Below are 15,270 nucleotides of genomic sequence, written 5' to 3'. Positions count from 1 at the left end.
GGGCAGTTCCTCACGGGGGTCGACAGCGTGCGCCGGGCAGAGCTCCGGCCGTCGAGCACGCTGACGAGCCGGGCGGGGGTGCGCCGACGAGGAGAAGGTCACGGATGGGGTGATGCTGGGGTCGATCGTGCCACGGGAACCCCTCATCCACATAGTTGTCCACAGGCTGTGGGTTGTAGGGTGAGGATGCTCTCACCGGCAGGATGCCGGGATCCGGGACGACGCCGCGCCATCGTCGCACGCGGCGAAGGTCACCCGTCGTGGTTTGACCCGGAGGGGTTGCGCAGCGTAACGTCAGACAGCCGTTCCAGGTGTTCTTGGCGCGCCCGCGTGGAGGAAACTCGACGCGAGGCCTCACGTCAGGAAATCCCTGCGAGGACCCGGTGCCCCCAGCAATGGCCATCCGGTCCGCGCGCCTGAGCGGTGACCGGGCGGGGGACCGTCCGGCGCACGACCCGAACCACCGGCAGGAGCCAACCGGAGCCTGTCACTGCATCGTCGAGGACATAGACGGTGTACCTCCCCGACGTTCTTGGAGTACCTCGTGAGCAAGCGGACCTTCCAGCCGAACAACCGGCGCCGGGCGAAGACCCACGGCTTCCGGCTGCGCATGCGGACCCGCGCCGGCCGCGCCATCCTGGCTGCCCGCCGCCGCAAGGGCCGCACCGAGCTCTCTGCCTGATCGCACGTGCTCCCCGCGGCGCACCGACTGCGCCGTTCCGTCGATTTCGAGCGGGCGGTGCGCCGCGGCGTGCGTGCTGGTAGGTCGACCGTGGTCGTGCACCTCTCGGAGGATCCCGAGGGCGCTGCCCAGCCGCAGGTCGGCTTCGTCGTCTCCAAGGCAGTGGGGAACGCGGTGCACCGCAACCTCGTGAAGCGCCGACTGCGTGCCGCCACGGCGTCGCGCCTCTCCGTGCTGCCCGCGCACGGGCGCGCCGTCGTCCGCGCGCTTCCCGGCGCGGCGCTCGCCTCCTTCGAGGAGCTCAGCGCCGACCTCGACAGCGGTCTCGTACGTGCGACCCGTCGGCTCGACGAGCGAGCGGGCGAGCGTCGATGACGACGACCCACCCGCCGCGCGTCCCTGCGCCGTCCTCGCCCGAGGAGCCGGGGACCGACGAGCGCGGCATCGTCCGCCGGGTCGTCGACCTGCTGCGCCGGGTCCCCGCTCTCACGCTGATCGGCATGATCAGGGCCTACCAGTCGGTGATCTCCCCGATGACCGGGCCCACGTGCAAGTACTACCCGTCCTGCTCCCAGTACGCCCTCACGGCGGTGCGTCGTCACGGCGCCCTGCGCGGAACGGGCCTCGCCCTCTGGCGGCTGCTGCGCTGCAACCCCTGGAGCCTCGGTGGGGTCGACGACGTTCCGCCGGCACGACACACGCACTAGCCCGCTGCCCGGGAAACGGGCTTTCACACGCTTTGTCCGAAGTTGAGGGAGCAGTCACGGATGGACTTCTTCGCGTTTCTCTACCCGATCGAGTGGGTAGTCGCCTGGATCATGTACTTCTGCCACCAGGGACTCACGTTCCTGGGGTTCTCCGACGGTCCGGGGCCCGCCTGGGTCCTGTCGATCGTCGGCCTGGTCATCATCATCCGCATCCTGCTGATCCCGCTGTTCTTCAAGCAGATCAAGGCGTCGCGCGGCATGCAGCTGCTGCAGCCTGAGATGCAGGCGATCCAGAAGAAGTACAAGGGGAAGACGGACCCCGCGTCTCGTGAGGCCATGAGCCGCGAGACGATGGAGCTCTACCGCAAGCACGGGACGAACCCCTTCGCCTCGTGCATGCCGATCCTGCTCCAGTCGCCGATCTTCTTCGCACTCTTCCGGGTGCTGAACTCGCTGAAGCCGATCTCGGACGGTACGTACTCGCGCGACAGCATCGGACCGATCGACGCTTCGGTGGCGAGCGACATCGAGAGCTCGTCGGTCTTCGGAGCCAAGCTCTCCGACGTCTTCCTCCAGACGGACGACCTGCAGACCCGCATCGTCATCGCCGTGCTCATCCTGGCGATGTGCGCGACGACGTTCTTCACGCAGCGACAGCTCACGATGAAGAACATGCCGAAGGCCGCTCTCGAGGGCCCGATGGCCTCGACGCAGAAGATGATGCTCTACGTCTTCCCCTTCATCTTCGCCGTCTCCGGCGTGAACTTCCCCGTCGGTGTCCTCGTCTACTGGACCACGACGAACCTCTGGTCGATGGGGCAGCAGTTCTACACGATCCGACGCATGCCGGCCCCGGGTTCGGAGGCGGAGCGCCTCCTCAAGGAGCGCCAGGCGCGCAAGCGCGCGGCGAAGGGCGTCGTCGAGGACGCGACGCCGGTCATCGAGCAGCCTCGCGGCCAGCGTCAGCAGCCCAAGCGCAAGGACCGCCAGAAGAGCGCCCCTCGTCCCGTCGGGACGGTGTCCGCGACCACCCCGGAGGATGCCCCGGTGGAGGATGCCCCGGCGGACAAGCCGGCACCGGGCGGTGCCGCGAAGGGCGGGTCCGGGACCGGCGCGTCGAAGCCCGCGCCCAAGAAGAAGAAGCAGAAGTAGACCTGCGCCCGAGCGCGCACGTGCCGTGAGGAGCAACGCATGACGCCTACCGAGACGCCCGCGCCCGACGCGACGTCCACCGAGGAATCCGCCCCGGAGACCACCCGACTCGAGGAGGAAGGGGAGATCGCGGCGGACTACCTCGAGGAGCTCCTCGACATCGCGGACCTCGACGGTGACATCGACATCGACGTCGAGCACGACCGGGCCGCTGTCGAGATCGTCGCGGACGACCCCGCCGCTCTGAGCTCTCTCGTCGGCGACGACGGCGAGGTGCTCGATGCGCTGCAGGAGCTGACGCGTCTTGCCGTGCAGGCCCGGACGGGGGAGCGGAGCCGTCTCATGCTCGACGTCGCCGGCTTCCGTGCGGGCCGCCGTCGTGAGCTCACGGCGCAGGCCGCAGAGGCGATCGAGCGCGTCCGTGCCGAGGGCACCAAGGTCTCGCTCGAACCGCTCAACGCCTTCGAGCGCAAGGTCATCCACGACGCCGTGGCCGCAGCCGGGCTGCGGAGCGACTCGGAGGGTGTCGAGCCGCAGCGCTACGTCGTCATCTACCCGACAGACTGACACCGTCGGAGACGACCCCACCGCTCCTTCGCCCCGCGTTTCACGTGAAACGCGGGGCGAAGCGCGTTGCTGAGGGTGTGCAGGTGCCCACGAGCTCCGCGCGACTCTGGGTGCGGAGGTGCTGACGTCCCGTCGGCAGGGGAACCGCACAGGAGCTGCGGGGCGCGACGAGCGCCGGGTGGTGGGGCGTGTGCGGGCAGATGCCCTGATCGACGGCATTCGCCACGTCGCGACGACCGCCGTTCCTCGTGTCGGCGAGAAGAAGCGTGACGACGACCCTCGGAGCGTAAGGGACCGTAGTCAGGGCGCGTCGAACCTCGCTCCGCACTCGGTGGGCCGCGCACGCTCGACGTCGTTTCACGTGAAACGATGAGGCGTTCGCACACGAGGAGGCAGACGACCCGATGCAGCACGAGTCCGTAGGCAACGAGGATCCGGACATCCCCCGGGAGGCGTTGATCGAGTACTTCGGTGACGCGTTCGTCGTCGTCGAGAAGTTCGCCGAACGGTTGCGGAGCGAAGGCGAGCTGCGCGGTCTCATCGGACCGCGGGAGGTTCCGCGGATCTGGGATCGTCACATCCTGAACTCGGCCGCCGTCGTGCCCTTCCTGCCCAGGACCGGGTTGATCGCTGACGTGGGATCGGGCGCCGGCCTGCCGGGCGTCGTGATCGCCGCCATGCGGCCGGAGGCGACCGTCTACCTCATCGAACCGATGGAGCGGCGCTGCGCCTGGCTGACGGAGATCGCCGAGGACCTCTCCTTGCCGAACATCGAGGTCAAGCGAGGACGGGCCGAGGAGTATCACGGGGCGTTCGAGTGCGACGCGGTGACGTCGCGAGCCGTCGCGGCACTCGACAAGCTCGTGCGACTGTCGCTCCCGCTGGTTCGACCCGGCGGAGAGATGATCGTTCTCAAGGGTCGTAACGTGAGTCGCGAGGTCGATCCGGCGCGGAAGGTCCTGCGCAAGCTCAAGGGGTCCGAGCCGGAGATCATCGAGGCACCGACGCTCCCCGGCGTGGAGACCACGACGGTCGTTCGTATCGTGCGGCAGACTGGATCCCGCTGATCTGGGGAACGGGTGCCGAGGACGTGAGCGACACGCCCGATCTCGGCCCCGACATCCGTCGAAAGCCATGGCGCACGGCGGATGCTGAGAGGCGACGACGGAGAGGATGAGACGCGTGACGCAGAGCCCTGTGGGCCCCGACGGCTCCGAGGAGCAGGTGGCGCTCTCCCACGACGGGGAGGGCGATCGGAGCATGGGAACCGAGGACGACCGCCGGGCAGCGCTGATGGCGAGTCTTCCCGTCGCCGACGAGTCGACGCCGTTGGCGGCCCAGCTCGCGGAGGACGCTCGCCGTCGGATCGACCTGCACGGGCGTCGCTTCCCCCGACCGGTGACCACCCGGATCATCACCGTCGCGAACCAGAAGGGCGGCGTCGGGAAGACAACGACGACGGTGAACCTTGCCGCCGGGCTGGCGATGGCCGGGCTCAACGTCCTGGTGATCGACAACGATCCCCAGGGGAACGCGTCGACCGCTCTCGGCGTCGAGCATCGCGCAGGGACGCCGTCGGTCTACGAGGTTCTCGTCGATGGCGACCCGTTGGCGAGTGCGGTGCAGCAGTGTCCCGACATCCCCACCCTCTGGTGCGTCCCGGCGACCATCGATCTTTCGGGTGCAGAAATCGAGCTCGTGTCGCTCGTTTCACGTGAAACACGGCTTCGTCGTGCGCTCGATGAGTATCTCGCCCAGCGTGAGCGCGACGGCCTCGAACCCATCGACTACGTCCTCGTGGACTGCCCGCCGAGCCTTGGCCTCTTGACGGTGAACGCCTTCGTGGTCGGTCGGGAAGTGCTCATCCCTATCCAGTGCGAGTACTACGCCCTGGAAGGCCTGAGCCAGCTCCTCAAGACGATCGAGCTGATCAAGGCGCACCTCAACCCGGGGCTCCATGTCTCGACGATCCTGCTCACGATGTACGACGGCAGGACGAACCTTGCGCAGCAGGTCGCCAGCGAAGTCCGCGAGCACTTCCCGGAGCAGACGCTGCGCACGACGGTCCCGCGCTCCGTGCGCATCTCGGAGGCCCCGAGCCATGGGCAGACGGTCATGACCTATGACCCGGGGTCGACGGGGGCCCTCGCGTACCTCGAAGCGGCCCGCGAGCTCACGCAGCGAGCGGAGAACCGTAGCGACGAGGGGACGAGCGAGGACCGTCAACGGAACGCCGACTTGCGGCCACCCCAGGACCCTCCGGGGTCAGCACATTCCGGTTCCACGTCTCACCACGATCATGAGTTCGCCGGCACCATCGGTGGTCCCGGCCTGCGGCAGGAGGAACAGCGATGAGCGAGAAGCGCCGAGGACTCGGTCGAGGACTAGGTGCCCTGATCCCGACGAGCTCCGAGGGCAGGCGGCCCGTCGACGTCTTCTTCCCGAGCCCTGCCACGGACGAGGCGAAGCACCACGAGACGGCCGGCGCCGCAGAGAGTTCTGTCGACCAGCAGGCCGAGGAGGCGGCAGCCACCACGAGTGTGACGACGCTGGTGGCGGACGCGGACGCGGACGCCGGGCCCGCTGACCTCGCGTCCCTTACCTCGCTATCGGACGCGGACCTCGCTGAGCTGGATGCTGTGGCGGCGGGGGACACCGCCGACTCGAGCGCGAGCCTGGCGCCGACTCGCGACTCGTCGACGACAGACCAGGCGACGACAGACCAGGCGACGGTCGACTCGGCAATGACGGGCGCGGTTTCACGTGAAACGACGTCGGACTCCAGCCTGAAGGCCGGCGAGGAGGAGATCACCGCAACGGAGCCTGGTGCCTCTTCATCTGCGGGATCGACCAGCGTGGAGGAGTGGGCAGGCGGGGCCGCCGACGACCTGGTGCCCGTTCCGGGCGCGCGGTTCGCCGAGCTCCCGACCTCGTCCATCCGACCCAACCCGCGGCAGCCGCGCACCGTTTTCGACGAGGGCGAGCTCGATGAGCTCATCGGTTCCATCCGTGAGATCGGCGTGCTCCAGCCGATCGTCGTGCGCCCGGTGCCGGGGGAGTCCGGCGCGTATGAGCTGATCATGGGCGAGCGCCGCTGGCGGGCGACGCAGGCAGCGGGTCTTGATGCCATCCCGGCCATCGTCCGTGAGACCGACGATGCCGACCTGCTGCGTGATGCGCTCCTCGAGAACCTGCACCGCAGTGCTCTCAATCCCCTCGAAGAGGCAGCCGCGTACCGGCAGCTTCTGGACGACTTCGGCTGCACCCACGAGGAGCTGGCGGACCGCATCTCGCGAAGCCGTCCGCAGATCTCGAACACCCTGCGTCTGCTGCGCCTGCCTCCGCTCGTACAGCGTCGGGTTGCTGCCGGAGTGCTCTCGGCAGGTCACGCCCGGGCGCTCCTGGGGCTCACGGACGGTGCAGAGATCGAGCGTTTGGCGCAGCGCATCGTCGCCGAAGGCCTCTCCGTGAGGGCGACGGAGGAGATCGTCGCGATGGGCGGTCTGGACGGGGAGCGTCGCCCGCCGCGAACTCCTCGGGCCGGACAGCGGTCTGCGGCGATCGACGAGCTTGCGCATCGGTTGTCCGACCGCTTCGAGACGCGCGTCAAGGTGGACCTGGGCAAGAACAAGGGCCGTCTCACCGTGGAGTTTGCCTCCGTCGAGGACCTCAACCGCATCCTCGATGTCATGGCGCCCGACGACCCGGGTCTGTTGCGGAAGTAGACGACGATCGCGCCGGTGTCGTGGGCGCGGCTGCGTCGACGAGGGCGGCTCGCGGGATCACCTAGCGGGGCGGGTGCGCACGCCATACGGCGAGTGCACCCGCCCCGCTGGCCTGTCGGGAGGGACGGACCGCACCTCGTCTCCTCAGCATTCCCACGGTGAGACGCCCGAGCCGGCTTCGCCGGCGCGCATCCGAGTCGCATGACCAGCAACCCCTGTGTCGGCCGGTCGCCACAACGCGCTGCGCCCGTGGTGCGTGGTGAGGGAACTGTGGATCTACGCAGACCCGCCTCGGGAAGGGCGGAAGGAAGACTGCCGGGTGGAGCACAAGGCTATTCAGCGAGTGCTGGAACGCCTCGCTGCCGAGGACGGCCGTGTCACGATGGGCGGCCTTCGCTCACACCCTTCGAGCGCTGTGCACACGCGACGGTGGTGGCTCCCGCCCGGGGGGAGGGCGGATGTTCCACGTGAAACGGCAGACCAGCGGCGCGCGGGCGTACGCCGTGGAGCGCTCGCGGCTTCGCAGACCCGGCTTCGCCCAACGCTTCGCCGGGAGCGCCCGCATCGCGTACGCGCGCGACGTCGTGGCGCCCCGGCTCGGGCCGACGCCGTCGCCGTTCGCCGCGTTCCTCCTCGCGTCGGGAGTCGAGACCCTCATCACGGAGCAGGCTGTGGTCGCGACGTGTTTCACGTGGAACATGTCCGGGACGACGTGGCTGCTGATCGGCTTCACGACGGCGAGCAAGCAAACGGTCGACGCCGAACTCCTCATACGCTGCAGCGCCGGCCGATCGTCGAGGCAGCGAAGGCCCGCGGCGCTCTCCGCTCGGAGGCGCGCGTCGGAGGCGAGGCCAATCGGCCCCGGAGACGTTGGGCAGATAGCGCTCCGTGATGTGGCCGCTCTGGCACGCTGCCAACGTGTCGATGTGCGGGGCGGCGTATCGGCCGCTCTTTGCGGCAGAGGCCGAGGGCCCCCGACCCCATGCAGATCAGTGACAACGGGATGGCGCGTGAGCGGGGCGGGCCTCGTGTTTTCGACGATAGGCCGCAGAGCTGCCGCTCGCGGCTCGGTGGCCCACGGCGTCTCGACAGCGTTGCCGTGCACCGCCGGCCGACCTCGGACGCCGGTGGACGGGCCGGTGAAGCCCTCTAGTGAGAGCACAGCGGGATCGCGGTTAGCCCGTACGCGGACGGGCCGGACAACGCGGCGTCTCTCGCTCACGCGCCGTGACTGGCTGTTTCACGTGGAACATCGGATGGTCGTGGCAGCGTCCGATGCGGCTGGGGCCGGCCGCCGCGCACCTGCCCGCACCGCGTCGTCCGACTCCGCATGTGAAGCGCCAGGGCGCGCGACGCATCGGCGGGGCTGGAGGCCGCAGCCCGGCATCGGGGGAGGGGAGGGGCTCCGGTGATGCGCCGCCAGGATCACCGGGGGTGGACCTGGATGCGGGGGAGGTCAGAAGTGCCCGGGTCGGGAAGCCCGCCGCGTGAGGCTCGCTCTTCCCCTCGCGATCATCCTGGCCCCGCGGCAGTCGTGGACGGTCGGCGACATGACGCATCGGGACGGGCGAGCCTCCGCCCAGCCGAGACCTTCGCCTCCGTGGCTCTGCTGCACCCTGCGCGTCGCCGTGGGTGGGAGAGCTCTCCGCCTTCGGAGAAAAGAGACAGCACAGGAGCGTCCACGCGAACCGGACGTCTCCTCGCTCCGCGAGCGCGACGCCGTGCCTCGCCCAGTTCATGGGCGCGGTCCCGGGACGCCGGCTGGGGACGGCGCGCGGGCGACGCGGGGCCGATCGCCCGGAGAGTGGGCCCGCGCGAAGTCGGCCGGTCCCGTCAGGGTGTTTCACGTGAAACGACGCGCCTGTCGGCGATCCTTCGCTGACCAGTCGGAGGGCGCGAAGTCCATCGTACGAGGTCATGACGGGAACGTGGGTCGGCCCGGGAACGAGCATCTGTGCAGAGGTCGGGATGGGTCGCATCAATCGGTGCTATCCCGTCTGGCCAACGCATCCGCGAACTCCGCCGCGGCAGGCCGTGGCATCGCCGTGGCTCTCGCTCACCAGTCCCGCCGGAGTGGGCCGAAAACGAACAGCGCCGCTGTTTCACGTGAAACAGCGGCGCCGGTCAGCCAGGCGGGGGAGGGATCAGTGCCGCACGTGCGCGTTGACGAGAGACCGGTAGAGGTGCCCGAGATCGAGTCCGGCAGCGCGCGCCGCCTGGGGGAGAAGGGACGTCTCGGTCATCCCCGGCGCGACGTTGACCTCGAGGAACTGCACGACCCCGTCAGCGTCGAGGATGACGTCCGTCCGGGAGAGGTCGCGGAGACCGAGCGCGGAGTGGGCCCGGACGGCGACCTCGCGGACGACGCCGAGGATGTCGTCGTCGAGTCGCGCCGGTGCGAAGTACTCGGTGCGGCCCGGGTTGTAGCGTGCGTCGAAGTCGTACGGGCCCGTCGTGACGATCTCGACCGGCGGCAGGGCCTCCGGACCGCGGCCCAGGTCGACGACGCTCACGGCCAGCTCGACACCGCGGACGGCCTGCTCGATGAGGGCGACCTCGCCGTACGCGAAGCAGTCCACCATGGCGCGAGGAAGCTGGTCGGCTCGCTCGACGAGCGTGACGCCGAGCGCGGACCCGCCGTGCGTCGGCTTCACGACGAGCGGCAGCCCGAGACGTGCGACGACCGCGTCGAGCACGGGCTGGGCGCCGAGCTCGCGAAACAGGCTCTGGGGGAGGGTGACGTACTCCGGGGTGCACAGGCCGGCGCCGAGGACGACGTTCTTCGCCACGGGCTTGCTCCAGGCTGCACGGCTCTCGCGCGGACCGGTTCCGACGTAGGGCACGCCGACGAGCTCGAGGACGTCGCGGATGGAACCGTCCTCTCCGCTGGCACCGTGGAGGAGCGGCCAGACGACGTCGGGTCGCGCGGACTCGAGGAAGGGGAGGAGGTCGGCGTCGACGTCGTGCACGGTCACCTCGAGACCGGCGGCGCGGAGGCTCTCCGCGACACGGCGCCCGGAGCGGAGCGAGACGTCGCGCTCGTGCGAGAGGCCGCCGGCGAGGATGGCGACGTGCCCGCCCGGGGGGACGTCGTCGTCGGGCCGAAGAAGGTGAAGGTGCTGGTCAGGGCGCTGCGCGTCCGTCGAGGTCGTGCTGTCGGCGACGCCGCTCGTCGTGGGGCTGCCCGTGGTCGTGTCCACTGGTGACGGACTCCTGTTCGGTGCCGCGGCCGCCCGGTGGGGCGGCCGCGGCGTCGTGTGGTGAGGGGCTTCAGGCCAGGTTCGGCGAGGGGTTCTCGACGTCCGTGACGTCGGGGTCGAGCTCGGCGTTGGTGCCGAAGATCTCGACGAGCTCCTGCTCGGCGTTCACGACGCCCGCGAGGCGACGGACACCCTCGCGGATCCGCTCCGGGGTCGGGAAGCAGTAGGAGAGGCGCACGTGGCTCGCGCCCGTGCCGTCGGCGTAGAACGCGGTCCCGGGGACGTAGGCGACGCGCGCGGTGACCGCGCGGGGGAGCATGGACCGCGCGTCGAGCCCGTCGGGGAGCTGGACCCAGGTGTAGAAGCCGCCGTCGGGCACCGTCCAGCGCGCCGAGGGGAGGTGCTCGGCGAGGGCGCCGATCATGGCGTCGCGACGCTCACGGTAGAGCTCACGGAACTGCTTGATCTGGCCCTTCCAGTCGCACGTGTCGAGATAGGCCGCGATGGCGAGCTGCGACGCGTTCGACGGGCACAGGATCGCGGACTCGCTCGCGAGAACGAGCTTCTCGCGGACGGCGTGCGGTGCGACGACCCAGCCGACGCGGTATCCCGGGGCGAAGGTCTTCGAGAACGACCCGAGGTAGAGGACGCCGTCCTCGTCGAGCGACCGCAGCGCGGGGAGCGTCTGGCCGTCGAAGCCGAGGAGCCCGTAGGGGTTGTCCTCGATGACGAGGACGCCGTACCGCTGCGCGATCTCGAGGATGCGCGGGCGGCGCTCGGCGGTGAGGGTCACGCCGGCGGGGTTGTGGAAGTTCGGGACGGTGTAGAGCAGCTTGACGCGACGCCCGTCGGCGGCGAGGCGCGCGAGCGTCTCCTCCAGCGCCTCCGGGACGAGCCCGTGCTCGTCGAGGGGCACGTGCACGACGTCGGCCTGGTACGACCGGAACACGCCCAGCGCCCCGACGTAGCTCGGCGCCTCCGCGACGACCACGTCGCCCGGGTCGACGAAGATCCGCGTGACGAGGTCGAGCGCCTGCTGCGAGCCGGTCGTCACGACGACGTCGTCGGGGTGGCACTCGATGCCTTCCATCCGCACCACGTCGAGGATCCGCTCACGCAGGGTCTCGTCGCCCTGGCCGGAGCCGTACTGCAGCGCCGTGGCACCGCGCGTCGCGACGAGGCGCTGCATGGTATCGGCGATCTGGTCGAGAGGGAGGCCTTCGAGGTACGGCATGCCGCCGGCGAGCGACACGACCTCGGGCCGGTTCGCGACCGAGAACAGCGCTCGGATCTCCGACGCTCGCATCCCGTGCGCTCGCTCTGCGTAGGCACCGAACCACGGGTCGAGGCGGGTGCCGCTGGGAGCGGGCTGCTGCGAGGGAGTCGTCGGTCCAGTCACGATCCCCAGTGTGGCACGGAGGATCGGGGGATCGCGTGAAGACGCCGGAGGGCGGACCACCGTGCTGGTGGCCCGCCCTCCGGCGTGCATGGTCCGACGTCGCTCCCGGTCCGAGTTCCGAGTGCCGAGCGGTCGCGGAAGCGACGGCTCAGACGGTCGTGGCGAGGACCGCGTCGATCTCCTCCGTGAGCGCACGCTTGGGGCGCGCACCGATGATCGACTTCTGCAGCTCGCCGCCGACGTAGACGTTGAGCGTCGGGATCGACACGATGCCGTAGGCGGCGGTCGTCTCCGGGTTCGCGTCGGTGTCGAGCTTGGCGATCTTGATCTTGCCGTCGTACTCCTCGGCGAGCTCCTCGAGGATCGGCGCGACCTGGCGGCACGGGCCGCACCAGGTCGCCCAGAAGTCGACGAGGACGGGGACGTCGGACTCGAGGACCTCCGCGCGGAAGGTGGCGTCGGTGACGGGGACGGTCGACATGGTGAACCTCCTGGGGACGTCGGTGGCTGCGGTGCGGGGTCAGGCCTGGAGCTCGGCGAGCGCCTCGGGCAGCTCGTCGGGGTTCGGCGTCTGCGGGGTGCCGGCGAGGTCCGCGAGGCCCGCCGCGTCCGCGAGCTCGGTGAGGTAGCGCTGCGCGTCGAGGGCGGCGGAGCACCCCGAGCCGGCGGCGGTGATGGCCTGGCGGTAGGTGTGGTCGACGGCGTCGCCGCACGCGAACACGCCCTCGAGGTTGGTCGCGGTGGTGCGCCCGACGACCTGGATGTAACCCTCGTCGTCCAGGTCGATCTGACCCTTGACGAGCTCGGTGCGGGGCTCGTGGCCGATCGCGACGAACAGTCCCGTCGCGGGGAGCTCGCGCTCCTCGCCGGTCACGGTGTCGCGCAGCGTCACGCCCTCGACCTTCTTGTCGCCCTCGATCCCGGCGATCTCGCTGTTCCAGGCGAACTCGATCTTCGGGTCGTTGAGCGCGCGGTCGGCCATGATCTTCGACGCGCGCAGCTCGTCACGACGGTGCACCAGCGTCACCTTCTCGGCGAAGCGGGTGAGGAACGTGGCCTCCTCCATCGCCGAGTCGCCCCCGCCGACGACCGCGATGTGCTGGTCGCGGAAGAAGAAGCCGTCGCACGTCGCGCACCAGGACACGCCGCGGCCGGACAGGCGCTTCTCGTCGTCCAGGCCGAGCTCGCGGTAGGCGGACCCGGTCGCGAGGATGACGGCGCGGGCGCGGTAGGTGTCACCGTTGCCCGTCACGACGGTCTTCACCGGCCCCTCGAGGTCGAGCAGCGTGGCGTCGTCCCACTCGATGCGTGCGCCGAACCGCTCGGCCTGCTTCTGCATGTGGTCCATGAGCTCGGGGCCCATGATCCCGTCGGGGAACCCGGGGAAGTTCTCGACCTCGGTCGTGTTCATCAGCGCACCGCCGGCGGTGACCGACCCCGCGAGCACCAGCGGGGACAGGCCCGCGCGCGCCGCGTAGATCGCCGCGGTGTACCCGGCGGGACCGGACCCGACGATGATCAGGTTCTGGACGGCTGACTGCTCGGTCACGTGCTGCTCCTCGGATGCTCGGTGCGTGGCGGCCGACCACGCGAGAGTGTGAACGCCGCCGGGGCGGCTTCTGTTCCACGGTACGGGGGTTCGCGGGTCGGCGGGTGCTCGGCTCACCGTGGGCGCGAACCGACCGGCACCCGGCTCGCCGCGGCGATGGTCCCGGCGCCGGCCTCCGGCCGTGCCCCGCCGACACGGTGCCGTGGGCGGGCGCTCCACCGCCTCGTGGCGCCCGAGCGACGGGCGGTCGGCGACGTCGCACGTGCCCGCGACGAGCACCGCACCGCGGGCACGAGCACAGCGGCAGGCGACGCCCGGACCGTGGGGGACCCGGCGTCGGGCCCCCCACGACGTCAGGAGACGAGGATCTCGTTGATCTCCGCGCGGTACTCGCCGGCCGGGTTCTGCGGCAGCTCGGTGAACCACAGGACGATGGACTCGGCCTCGACCGGCTGCTCGAACGTGAACGTCGCACCGGGGGAGAGCGGCCCGGAGGCGAGCACCGTGCCCTCGGTGGGGGTGTCCGGGCTCGTCGCGCGGATCTCGACGTTGCCACCGTTCGTCGCGGTGTCGATGACGATCGACGAGACGGGCGCCTTCTCCTCGAGGGTGACGGCGAAACCGATCCCCGAGCGCAGCCCGGCGAAGTCCGCCGCGTTGTAGCGCCGCGAGATCCACGTCGTGTCCGGCTGCTGGTCGTAGGCCAGCGACGCCAGCTCTGGGTGCTCGCCGTCGTTGTTGCCGCCGGCGTCGCCCTCGGGGTCGAGCGCGGTGCCGGACGCGATCATCGGGCGGACCTCGGGTGCGGGGGGTGCCTCCTCACCTGCGGAGGCGTCGCCCTCACCGCCCTCGGCCGGTGCCTCCGACCCGCCCGCGGTGGGCTCGTTGGTCTGCACGGCGGGGCCGAAGCCGTCGAACGCCGTGTTGACGGCCCAGACGACGCCGCCGACGACGAGCGCCAGCACGAGCACGAGGACGATCGGGGTCGCGTTGAACCGTCGCGGCCCGCGCCGCGACGGGACGGGCTCGCTCCAGGCCTGCGCGGCGTCGGGACCGGCGGGCGGGGGCGGCGGGGACGCCGGGTCGTACGGCAGGGGGACGGTGCCCGCGTCGTAGCCGACGGGTGGCGGCGGGACCGAGTACGCCTCGGCGGTGGGCGGCGGCACGGCGGCGGTGGCCCCGGTCGCCGCCCCGGCGGCGTACGCCGCCCCCGCGCCCGCACCGGCCGACCCCGGCACCGCGCCGACGCGGTGGATGCGTCCGGTCGTCGGACGGCGGACGGGCGGCGCGGGCGGCGGCGTCCCGGGCGGCGCGCTCGCTGCGCCGTCGAACGCCGTCCGCACCGACTGGCGGCTCACACCGGCGGCGGGCTGCACGAACGCGGGCAGCGCCGCGACGACGGAGACCTCGCCCCAGGGCTCGACCGCACCCACGACGTCGGCGGGCGAGCGCGGACCCTCTCCCCGGGGCGTCGCGGTCCACTCCGCGGCGGTGCCGTGGGTGCCGGCGAAGGTCTCGGCGCACAGCTCGTCGAGCTCGGCGGGGACGTCGGGACGGGCGTCCGAGAGGGCGAGCACGCTGTCGCCCGCGCGCTGCGCGGGCAGCGGGTGGATGGAGTCCGCGGCGATCCAGGGGACGTCGAGGGACGGCCCGGCCCAGCGGGCCGTCATCGCGTAGTAGAGGAGCGCGACGAGCCCGACGGCGTCCGCGCGCGAGGTCTGCTCGGCGTCGTGCTGGTCGTGGCCCGCCACGCCCGCGTCGAGCCCGAGGCCCGTGACGAGCACGCGGCTGCCGTCGACGCGCACCGCGTCCGGGCGCAGCGCGAGATGGTGGACACCGCGGCGCCGGGCGACCTCGAGCGCCGCGGCAGCCTCGCCGACGATGGCGCGGGCCTGCTGCGGGTCGACGATCCCGCCGGCGACGACCTCGCTCAGCGTGATGCCCGTGTAGCGCTCGGTCACGACGTACGCCACGCCGTCCTCGGACCCGACGTCGAGCACCCGCGTGAGGCGCGGGTCGACGACGAGCGCCGCGCGTCGTGCGGAGTCGAGCGCCTCGGCGACGTGCGCGCCGGTGACGACCGAGAGCCGCACCGGTCGGTCGAGGATCTGGTCGTGGGCCGACCATGCCGTGACGTCCGACAGGTCGGACGCGAGCTGCTCGTCGAGCCGGTAGCGCGCGACGAGCAACGTTCCTGGGGCCACGCCGTTCACCGGACCTCCTCCGTGTGGGACTCGTGGTCGAGACCCCATGGTACGCGGGCCCGGATTGCCCCCGTATCACCGGATA

General features: G+C 71.0%; 13 protein-coding genes. 8 read left to right on the top strand and 5 right to left on the bottom strand.

Annotated elements, in window-relative coordinates; genetic code table 11:
• Positions 1–544 precede the first annotated feature (544 nt).
• The 8 genes from rpmH (at position 545) to RSE42_RS19115 (ending at position 6,833) form a co-directional block, all read left to right on the top strand.
• Positions 545–682: a 50S ribosomal protein L34 gene (rpmH, locus tag RSE42_RS19150; RefSeq protein ID WP_034225701.1), complete on the top strand. Its 138-nt coding sequence runs from the start codon at positions 545–547 to the stop codon at positions 680–682.
• A gap of 6 nt (positions 683–688) precedes the next feature.
• Positions 689–1,057 (top strand): ribonuclease P protein component, encoded by a 369-nt coding sequence (gene rnpA, locus RSE42_RS19145; RefSeq protein ID WP_031315171.1) that lies wholly within the window; start codon positions 689–691, stop codon positions 1,055–1,057.
• Positions 1,054–1,389, top strand: coding sequence for a membrane protein insertion efficiency factor YidD (yidD, locus tag RSE42_RS19140; RefSeq protein ID WP_021479903.1), 336 nt, complete (start codon positions 1,054–1,056; stop codon positions 1,387–1,389). The genes rnpA and yidD overlap by 4 nt, the downstream gene beginning before the upstream one ends.
• 60 nt (positions 1,390–1,449) lie before the next feature.
• A complete protein-coding gene (gene yidC, locus RSE42_RS19135; RefSeq protein ID WP_043651562.1) occupies positions 1,450–2,541 on the top strand; it encodes a membrane protein insertase YidC in 1,092 nt (363 codons plus the stop codon).
• Between the two features lie 39 nt (positions 2,542–2,580).
• Positions 2,581–3,108, top strand: coding sequence for a R3H domain-containing nucleic acid-binding protein (locus RSE42_RS19130; RefSeq protein WP_114552588.1), 528 nt, complete (start codon positions 2,581–2,583; stop codon positions 3,106–3,108).
• A gap of 404 nt (positions 3,109–3,512) precedes the next feature.
• Entirely contained in the window at positions 3,513–4,175 is a 663-nt protein-coding gene (gene rsmG, locus RSE42_RS19125) for a 16S rRNA (guanine(527)-N(7))-methyltransferase RsmG (protein ID WP_415297569.1), read from the top strand.
• Positions 4,176–4,290: 115 nt separating this feature from the next.
• Positions 4,291–5,463 (top strand): ParA family protein, encoded by a 1,173-nt coding sequence (locus tag RSE42_RS19120; RefSeq protein WP_332306493.1) that lies wholly within the window; start codon positions 4,291–4,293, stop codon positions 5,461–5,463.
• Complete coding sequence (locus tag RSE42_RS19115) at positions 5,460–6,833, top strand: ParB/RepB/Spo0J family partition protein (protein WP_415297568.1); 1,374 nt, start codon at positions 5,460–5,462, stop codon at positions 6,831–6,833. Before RSE42_RS19120 ends, RSE42_RS19115 begins: the two co-directional genes overlap by 4 nt.
• A gap of 2,144 nt (positions 6,834–8,977) precedes the next feature.
• On the opposite strand, the gene RSE42_RS19110 is transcribed toward RSE42_RS19115, so the two are convergent.
• The 5 genes from RSE42_RS19110 to RSE42_RS19090 all read right to left on the bottom strand — a co-directional run bounded on the left by RSE42_RS19110 (position 8,978) and on the right by RSE42_RS19090 (position 15,185).
• Positions 8,978–9,898 carry a D-alanine--D-alanine ligase gene (locus RSE42_RS19110; protein WP_044143999.1) on the bottom strand — a complete coding sequence of 307 codons (921 nt, stop codon included), beginning with the start codon at positions 9,896–9,898 and terminating at the stop codon, positions 8,978–8,980.
• 205 nt (positions 9,899–10,103) lie between these two features.
• Positions 10,104–11,432, bottom strand: a complete 1,329-nt coding sequence (locus tag RSE42_RS19105; RefSeq protein ID WP_061268283.1) for a PLP-dependent aminotransferase family protein — start codon at positions 11,430–11,432, stop codon at positions 10,104–10,106.
• Positions 11,433–11,580: 148 nt separating this feature from the next.
• Complete coding sequence (trxA, locus tag RSE42_RS19100; protein WP_021479912.1) at positions 11,581–11,913, bottom strand: thioredoxin; 333 nt, start codon at positions 11,911–11,913, stop codon at positions 11,581–11,583.
• A 39-nt stretch (positions 11,914–11,952) separates the two neighbouring features.
• Positions 11,953–12,981, bottom strand: a complete 1,029-nt coding sequence (trxB, locus tag RSE42_RS19095) for a thioredoxin-disulfide reductase (RefSeq protein WP_043651576.1) — start codon at positions 12,979–12,981, stop codon at positions 11,953–11,955.
• Between the two features lie 353 nt (positions 12,982–13,334).
• Positions 13,335–15,185 carry a protein kinase family protein gene (locus tag RSE42_RS19090; protein ID WP_415297567.1) on the bottom strand — a complete coding sequence of 617 codons (1,851 nt, stop codon included), beginning with the start codon at positions 15,183–15,185 and terminating at the stop codon, positions 13,335–13,337.
• Positions 15,186–15,270 lie beyond the last annotated feature (85 nt).

This window comes from Cellulosimicrobium sp. SJTW-1 (assembly GCF_047716875.1).
GTDB classification, from domain to species: Bacteria; Actinomycetota; Actinomycetes; order Actinomycetales; family Cellulomonadaceae; genus Cellulosimicrobium; species Cellulosimicrobium funkei.
Note: the sequence above shows the minus strand (reverse complement) of the source record. Positions and strands in the feature narration are given on the sequence as shown.

Coding starts and splice junctions, on each gene's coding strand:
- yidD (WP_021479903.1), top strand. CDS start 1,054: ATGACGACGACCCACCCGCCGCGCGTCCCTGCGCCGTCCTCGCCCGAG.
- yidC (WP_043651562.1), top strand. CDS start 1,450: ATGGACTTCTTCGCGTTTCTCTACCCGATCGAGTGGGTAGTCGCCTGG.
- RSE42_RS19130 (WP_114552588.1), top strand. CDS start 2,581: ATGACGCCTACCGAGACGCCCGCGCCCGACGCGACGTCCACCGAGGAA.
- rsmG (WP_415297569.1), top strand. CDS start 3,513: ATGCAGCACGAGTCCGTAGGCAACGAGGATCCGGACATCCCCCGGGAG.
- RSE42_RS19115 (WP_415297568.1), top strand. CDS start 5,460: ATGAGCGAGAAGCGCCGAGGACTCGGTCGAGGACTAGGTGCCCTGATC.
- trxA (WP_021479912.1), bottom strand. CDS start 11,913: ATGTCGACCGTCCCCGTCACCGACGCCACCTTCCGCGCGGAGGTCCTC.